Source organism: Tabrizicola sp., assembly GCF_030694085.1.
GTDB lineage: Bacteria > Pseudomonadota > Alphaproteobacteria > Rhodobacterales > Rhodobacteraceae > Tabrizicola.
The window spans coordinates 1-7,389 of record NZ_JAUXZE010000006.1; the positions used below are offsets into that span (position 1 = coordinate 1).

At 63.6% G+C, this 7,389-nt stretch carries 8 protein-coding genes; 3 read left to right on the forward strand and 5 right to left on the reverse strand.

Annotated elements, in window-relative coordinates:
• Nucleotides 1-226 precede the first annotated feature (226 nt).
• From Q8M85_RS00860 to Q8M85_RS00870, 3 genes are all read right to left on the reverse strand, one after another.
• Nucleotides 227-700, reverse strand: a complete 474-nt coding sequence (locus Q8M85_RS00860) for a DUF411 domain-containing protein (RefSeq protein WP_305539127.1) — start codon at nucleotides 698-700, stop codon at nucleotides 227-229.
• Between the two features lie 81 nt (nucleotides 701-781).
• On the reverse strand, nucleotides 782-1,219 hold the full coding sequence (cueR, locus tag Q8M85_RS00865; protein ID WP_305539129.1) for a Cu(I)-responsive transcriptional regulator: 438 nt from the start codon (nucleotides 1,217-1,219) through the stop codon (nucleotides 782-784).
• Nucleotides 1,216-3,708, reverse strand: coding sequence for a heavy metal translocating P-type ATPase (locus Q8M85_RS00870; RefSeq protein ID WP_305539131.1), 2,493 nt, complete (start codon nucleotides 3,706-3,708; stop codon nucleotides 1,216-1,218). The genes cueR and Q8M85_RS00870 overlap by 4 nt, the downstream gene beginning before the upstream one ends.
• A gap of 160 nt (nucleotides 3,709-3,868) precedes the next feature.
• On the opposite strand from Q8M85_RS00870, the gene Q8M85_RS00875 reads away from it, so the two are divergent.
• Together Q8M85_RS00875 and Q8M85_RS00880 are read left to right on the forward strand one after the other, a co-directional pair.
• Nucleotides 3,869-4,057, forward strand: a complete 189-nt coding sequence (locus tag Q8M85_RS00875; RefSeq protein WP_119136442.1) for a heavy-metal-associated domain-containing protein — start codon at nucleotides 3,869-3,871, stop codon at nucleotides 4,055-4,057.
• 137 nt (nucleotides 4,058-4,194) lie between these two features.
• On the forward strand, nucleotides 4,195-4,497 hold the full coding sequence (locus tag Q8M85_RS00880; RefSeq protein WP_371135159.1) for a DUF305 domain-containing protein: 303 nt from the start codon (nucleotides 4,195-4,197) through the stop codon (nucleotides 4,495-4,497).
• Nucleotides 4,498-4,644: 147 nt separating this feature from the next.
• On the opposite strand, the gene Q8M85_RS00885 is transcribed toward Q8M85_RS00880, so the two are convergent.
• Both Q8M85_RS00885 and Q8M85_RS00890 read right to left on the reverse strand, forming a co-directional pair.
• Nucleotides 4,645-5,061, reverse strand: coding sequence for a DUF411 domain-containing protein (locus Q8M85_RS00885; protein ID WP_305539135.1), 417 nt, complete (start codon nucleotides 5,059-5,061; stop codon nucleotides 4,645-4,647).
• Between the two features lie 181 nt (nucleotides 5,062-5,242).
• A complete protein-coding gene (locus Q8M85_RS00890) occupies nucleotides 5,243-5,683 on the reverse strand; it encodes a helix-turn-helix domain-containing protein (protein WP_305539137.1) in 441 nt (146 codons plus the stop codon).
• Nucleotides 5,684-5,772: 89 nt separating this feature from the next.
• Here Q8M85_RS00890 and Q8M85_RS00895 point away from each other — a divergent pair.
• Nucleotides 5,773-7,389 (forward strand): heavy metal translocating P-type ATPase (locus tag Q8M85_RS00895; RefSeq protein ID WP_305539139.1); only part of this gene is annotated, 1,617 nt, incomplete at its 3' end.

Below are 7,389 nucleotides of genomic sequence, written 5' to 3' on the forward strand. Positions count from 1 at the left end.
CAAGCTGATGAATGCGCTTCTCCCCATTATCGAAGGTCGTTTCGATTGTAATCCGAACGTCCATGGCAGCCCCCCTCGCAAAGAACTCACCTTAGCACGGGCCACAACGACGACGACGACCCCCATGTTCTGTCCACTCCCCCAGCCTTCGGGCTGGCGTTTTCGTTCCAGGAAGGCCGCTGGCTGGGATCGTTCGGCTTCTTGCCTGCTTCGGAACTGACCGTGTTCAGGCAGCCGGATAGGACGCGAACACCATGGTCGCCCCATCGCGCCCGATCAGGATCACGTCATAGGCTTCGCGCTGGTCTTCAGGTCCCATTCCGGGTGAGCCGATGGGCATGCCTGGGACCGACAGACCAATGGCCTCGGGCCTTTCGACCAGCAGTCGGCGGATGTCGGCGGCGGGTACATGGCCCTCGATGACATAGCCAGCGATCCGGCCGGTGTGGCAGGACACAAGGCCCTCTGGCACCCCCGCCGTCTGCTTTAGGTCAGCGAGTGCGTCATACTCCAGATCCTGTGCCGTGACGGCAAAGTCTGCGTCTTGCAAATGCGCGATCCAATCGTGACAACATCCACAAGTGGCCGTCTTGAAGACTTCGATGGTCTCCAAGTCTTGGGCAAATGTCTGGTTAGGCAGAATGCCGAGGCTGATCAGACTGGCGGCCGCGGACAGGACATGGCGACGAGTTAGGGTCATTGGGTCTCTCCAGCGAATGTAATTAATTGAAAGGAAGTTTGGCCCGCTGCCACTGAAAGGCAAGTGGTTGGGACGTCGCGGTTATCGATTGAAGCCCGGCCCGTTGTGGCAGGCGGGAGCAACGAGTGATGCATCCCCCTCCAGATCGGCCAGGATCGGGCAATCGGGCCGATCATCGCCGGAACAACCCTGCGCCAGATGGTCAAGCGTGGCGACCATGCTTTCCATCTCCACGATCTTGCGGCGCAGGCCAGCGATCTGGGCCTGTGCCAGCTGCTTGACGTCCGCGCTGTGGCGGCTGCGGTCCCGCCAAAGGGCCAGAAGTTCGCCAATTGCTTCAACCTGAAACCCCAGATCGCGGGCGCGGCGGATGAACCGCAGCATCTGGACATCGGTGCCGGTGTAGGTGCGATAGCCCGATGCGGTGCGCCCGGCTGAAGGGATCAAGCCCGTCTGCTCATAGTAGCGGATCATTTTGGCTGAAACGCCCGAATGCTTGGCGGCTTCTCCGATGTTCATGCCGTTTCTCCGTTGGTTTGCGTTGGCTGGAAGCGGCGCAAGCGCAGGGCATTGCCCAGCACGAACACGCTGGACAAGGCCATGGCCCCCGCCGCAAAGACGGGCGACAGAAGGATGCCAAAGGGTGGATAAAGCGCCCCTGCCGCCACCGGGATCAGGGCCGCGTTATAGACAAAGGCCCAGAACAGGTTCTGCCGGATATTGCCCATCGTCGCCCGGCTGAGGGCGATGGCATCGGGCACGCCGGTCAACCGGCCCGACATCAGCACGACATCCGCCGCCTCGATCGCAATGTCGGTGCCCGTACCAATGGCCAGGCCCACATCCGCCTCGGCCAGAGCTGGAGCATCGTTGATGCCGTCTCCGACGAAGGCCAGCGGGCCGTGATCTCTGCGCAGCCGCTGGATTGCCTCGACCTTGCCGCCCGGAAGGACCTCGGCCACGACTGCATCAATGCCCAGTTGGCGGGCGATGGCCTGCGCGGTGCGGGCGTTGTCGCCAGTGATCATCGCTACCTTCAGGCCCAGATCGTGCAAGGCCCTGATAGCCTCCGGGGTGGTCGGCTTGATCGGATCAGCCACGGCCATCATAGCAGCCAGCCGCCCGCCGATGGCCGCATAAAGCGGGGACTTGCCCTCTGCCCCCATTCGCGCGGCCCCTTCAGCAAATGGGGTCACGTCCAGCCCCAAGCGGGCCATGTAGCGGTCCGCGCCAATCTGCACAGGCACTCCGCCCGCCGTCGCGGTCACACCGAACCCAGTTTCCGAGGCAAAGCCGGTCACGGCGGGTAGAATCACCCCCTCGGCTTCAGCTGCGGCTACGATGGCGCGGGCAATGGGATGTTCCGATCTGGCCTCGACCGATGCGACCAACGCCAGCACCTCGGCACGGTCAAACCCGGGAGACAGGATCAGGTCGGTCAGCGCTGGCTTGCCAGCGGTCAGCGTTCCGGTCTTGTCCAGCGCCACGACACGGACGGTTTGCAGCGCCTGCAACGCCTCGCCCTTGCGGAACAGCACGCCGAGTTCCGCGCCCCGCCCGGTGCCCACCATGATCGACGTGGGTGTCGCCAGCCCCATCGCGCAGGGGCAGGCGATGATCAGAACCGCCACAGCATTGACCAGACCAAAGGTCAACGCCGGATCGGGACCAAGGATCAGCCAGACGGCAAAGGTCAGCGCGGCCAGCCCCATCACTACCGGCACGAACCACAGGGTGATCCGGTCCACGAAGCCCTGGATGGGCAACTTGCTGCCCTGCGCGGCCTCGACCATGCGGATGATCTGCGCTAGCATCGTCGTCTCGCCCACCGCCGTCGCGCGGAATGTGAGCGCGCCGGTCTGGTTGACCGTGCCGCCCGTGACCGCAGCCCCTGCGGCCTTGGCGACCGGGGCGGGTTCGCCGGTGATCATGGACTCGTCGATCCAGCTGTCGCCCGCTGTCACTTCACCATCGACCGGCACGCGTTCGCCGGGACGCAGGTCCAGAAGATCGCCTGTCCGCACCTCGGCAATCGGCACCTCGACCACCGTATCACCCCGATGGACACGGGCCATGCGCGGCTGCAAGCCGACCAATCGGCTGATCGCCTGCGACGTGCGGCCCTTGGCTTGCGCCTCCAGAAACCGGCCCAGCAGGATCAGCGTGACGATGACTGCCGCCGCTTCGAAATAGACGTTCACCGTCCCGGGCGGCAGCAGACTTGGAAGGAAGGTCGCCACCACCGAATAGGCAAAGGCCGCCGTTGTGCCCACTGCGACAAGACTGTTCATGTCGGGGGCAAGCCGCCACAGCGCGGGATAGCCCTTGAGATGAAAACGCCGCCCCGGCCCCAGCAGGACCAGCGAGGTCAGCACGAACTGCAGGACCCAGCTTGTCTGCATCCCGATGGTGGTCATGATCAGGTGGTGGATGGGAGCAAAAAGATGCGAGCCCATTTCCAGCGCGAAGACGGGCAGGCTCAGCATTGCCGCAATCATCAGGTCGCGGCGCAACACGGCCTCCTCCACCTCCTTGCGCGCCGCGCCTTCGGCATCGCCCGCGGCCGAGGCCGAGGCTTGAACCAGCCGCGCGCCATAACCGACCGTCTCGACCGCATTTTGCAACAGAGCGGCGTCTGCCGTCCCGGTCACGGTAGCCCGTTCGGTGGCCAGATTGACGTTGGCCGACTGAACGCCCGGCACTGCGGTCAGGGCCCGTTCTACCCGCGCCACACAAGAGGCACAGGTCATGCCTTCGATGGCAATATCCACAGTCTGCGAAGGCACGGTATAGCCCACCCGGTCCACCGCCGCGACCAGAGCCGCGCGGTCAATCGGCGCCGCTGACAAAACTTCCGCCCGTTCCGTTGCCAGATTGACGGTTGCGGACGTGACGCCCGGCACCGCCGTCAGCGCGCGTTCCACCCGTACCACGCAGGAGGCGCAGGTCATGCCATCGACGGGCAGGCTCAAAGTGACGGGGGCCGGTGGGGTAAAGGGAGCGTTCATGGCGACTGTCCTGATCAGAAAAGTGTCGGGTCGCACTCACAGATAGGCCTTCCCATCATTGGAAGGTCAAGCGTCAAATTACACAAAAACGTGCTCTTGACCTTCCAACGCTTGGAAGCCCCATGTCCTATGCATCGAAGTTCAACCGAACGAGGATGCGATGCAGTTCCATATTGAAACAATGACCTGCGGCGGCTGTGCCCGGGGTGTGACCAAGGCGATCCAGAGCGTCGACGCCACCGCAACCGTGCAGGCCGATCCGCCCAACCGCCGTGTTGATGTGACCACCACTGCGCCGCGCGACCGGATCGTCGCCGCCCTGACCGAAGCGGGCTTTGCACCCGCGTAACCGACCCAAAGGAGAAGAAAATGAAAAAGACCGTTCTTGCCCTGACCGCTGCCAGCCTCGTTGTCGCAGGAGGCATTGCCTTCGCCCAGATGGAAGGCATGGACCACGCCAACATGGCCGGCGGATCGATGGAAGGCATGGCCATGATGGACCATTCCGCGCTGATCCCGCCCGAGTTTGCCAATGACCCGGCCACGAACGCCTATGCCGACGCCATGGACAAGATGATGGCCGATATGATGGTGCCCTATACCGGCGATCCGGACGTGGATTTCATGGTGGGGATGATCCCGCATCACGAAGCCGCGGTCGCAATGGCGCGTGTGGCACTGGAACATGGCACCGACCCCGAAGTGCGCGCCCTGGCCGAGGAGGTCATCGCGGCACAAGAGCGCGAGATTGCACAGATGAAAGCCTGGCTGGCCGCACGCGGTCAGTGAGGGATTGAGCGCAGGGGGCTGTCTTCCATAGCCTCCTGCCCATGTTCGGATGCTGAAACGGACGCCAATTCAGCCTGGACGTCCCTCACCAGCCGCGCGCATCTGGTCTAGGGATCCTTTGGTGCTGACTACTCGCCAGGCAAGCAGTCAAGCTCCGGGATAAGACGTGAACACCGATGTCGCTCCGTCGCGCACGATAAGGAAAACCCCGTAGGTATCGCGGTCAGTCTCATCCCCCATGCCCGGGAAGCGATAAAGCATGCCGGGCACCACAAGGCCGATGGCATCCGGGCGATCCTGCAACACGCGGTGGATATCGACGGCAGGAACATGACCCTCGATCATGTAACCGTCGATCTTGCGGGTGTGGCAAGACGTCATGCGCTGCGGAATGCCGTTCTCGAGTTTGTAGCTGATCAGCAGCATGCCGTAGAGCTCGTCTTCGGTAACAATGAACCCTTCAGTGCGTAGGTGTTCCACCCAGGCCGAGCACCATTCGCAGCCCGTGCCCTTGGCGACATGGATCGGCGGCGGCTGGCTGGCCGAACTCAGCCTTGATGCCATCTTGTGTGGAGGCATTGCCTTGGCTGCGCTGGCCCGGGGTGCCGTCTGGCTAAGGCTACGACGCAAACGCACACAGGCGCGGGTTCCGGACTTAGCCGAAGACGCTCAATGCGACCTTGACCCTTGCGGACCGGCAAGTCGCGGGACGCTGGCCGACTGAGTCGCGCGGTGTCCAGCTTGATTACTGCGCCAACTCGGTCTCCGGATGGCGGTGATCGGTCGCGCAGAGGGAATGGTCTCCCAGCACTTCGATGACCCGGCAGTCGGCGATCTTCCCGCCTGCGCATTGCACGACCATGCGTTCGAGTTCGGCTTTCAGCGCGGTCAGGCGGGCAAGGCGGCTTTCAACTTCGGCCAGTTGCGCTCTTGCGATGGCATCGGCGGCGGCACACGACTGGTCGGGTATGTCCGAGAGGCTGAGAAGGTCGCGGATCGCTTCCAGCGTGAAGCCCAGATCGCGCGCATGCCGGATAAAGGCGAGCCGTTCCATCGCCTTGCGGCCATAAAGCCGCTGGTTGCCCGCGCTGCGTTCGGCTTCGGGAAGGAGGCCGATCTGTTCGTAATAGCGGATGGTCGGAACCTTCACCCTGGCGGCTTCGCCCAATTTTCCGATGGTCAGCATCAGATTCCCCTTGAAGCTATAGTTGCTAGAGACATTAAGTCTACGAATCAATAATGGCAACTGCCCCAGCTCGGGCGGGGGAAGCGATCATGGCTGACAAGAGTTCCGATACGACCAACGCAACAGCAACGGTTGAATGGACCGTGACGGGCATGGATTGCGCCGCGTGCGCGGCCAAGATCAAGAATGCGGTCGGGCGTCTGCCGGGTGTCAGCGATGTGAATGTGGCAATCATGTCCGAACGGTTGAAGCTGACGCTGGCCGATGGCACCACCCCGCGCGAAAAGATCGAAGGCACCGTGCGGTCGCTTGGTTATCAGATAGAGCCGCGGAAAGCGGGGGCCAAGAAGGACTTCGTGCTTCCGGGTTCGGTGCCCGAGGATGACCACGACGAAGCCGAGGGCCACAGCCACGACGATGGCCATGATGATGCCGGGCAAGACCATTCGAGCCACGATCACAGCGGGGAAGATCACACCAAGCACGATCATGCAGGCCGTGACGCTGCCCCAAAGACCGCAAAGGCATCTGCGCGCGACGACAGCGGTCACGGCAGCCCTGGCCATGTCCATGACGACCCAGCTGACCGGGGCAAGCGCTGGTATCAGACAGGCAAGGGCAAGCTGGTGATCTTCACCGCCCTGCTTCTGGGTGCGGCCTGGATCATCGAATATCTTGCGCCCGAGATCGGCAAATGGGCCTTCGTTGCCGCCTGTCTGATCGGGGTGGCCCCTGTTGCGCAGCGCGCCTTTGCGGCATTGCGGATGGGTCAGCCTTTCACCATCGAGAGCCTGATGACCATCGCCGCGATTGGTGCGTTGTTCATCGACGCGGCCGAGGAGGCGGCCCTGGTCGTCTTCCTGTTTGCCGTAGGCGAAGTGCTGGAAGGTGTGGCCGCAGGCAAAGCGCGCGACGGCATCCGGGCGCTGGCCAATCTGGTGCCCAAGACAGCGCAACTCGTCACCGGCGACACTACGCGCGAAGTACCTGCCGCGAGCCTGTCCGTGGGTCAGACCGTGCTGGTGCGCCCCGGCGACAGGATTCCGGCCGATGGCGAGATCACCGACGGCACCTCGGGCGTGGACGAAAGCCCGGTCACCGGCGAAAGCGTGCCCAAGACGCGCGGGCCGGGGGAATCCGTGTTTGCAGGCTCGATCAACACCGAGGCCGCCTTGCGGGTCAAGGTGACCAAGGGCCCCGAAGACAACACCATCGCCCGCATCATCCGCCTTGTCGAAGAGGCCGAGGAGGCCCGCGCGCCGACCGAACGCTTCATCGACCGCTTCAGCCGCTGGTATATGCCCGCCATCGTTGCCGTGGCGGCGCTGGTGGTGCTGGTGCCGCCGCTGGCCTTTGGTCAGCCCTGGGACACCTGGGTTTACCGCGGCCTTGCCTTGCTCCTGATCGGCTGCCCTTGTGCGCTGGTCATCTCGGTCCCCGCCTCCATCGCTTCGGCCATGTCCACCGGGGCGCGGCGCGGGCTCTTGATGAAGGGTGGCGCCGTGATCGAGGCTGCGGCGAAGGTCGATGTCGTGACCTTCGACAAGACTGGGACGCTGACGCATGGCCGCCCGCAGGTGACGGACGTGGTGCCGTTCGGGGCCACTACCGAAGCCGAGCTTCTGGCCGTTGCCGCTGGCGTCGAGATGGGGTCAAGCCACCCGCTTGCCATCGCCATCCTGAACAAGGCCAAAGATGCAGGCGTG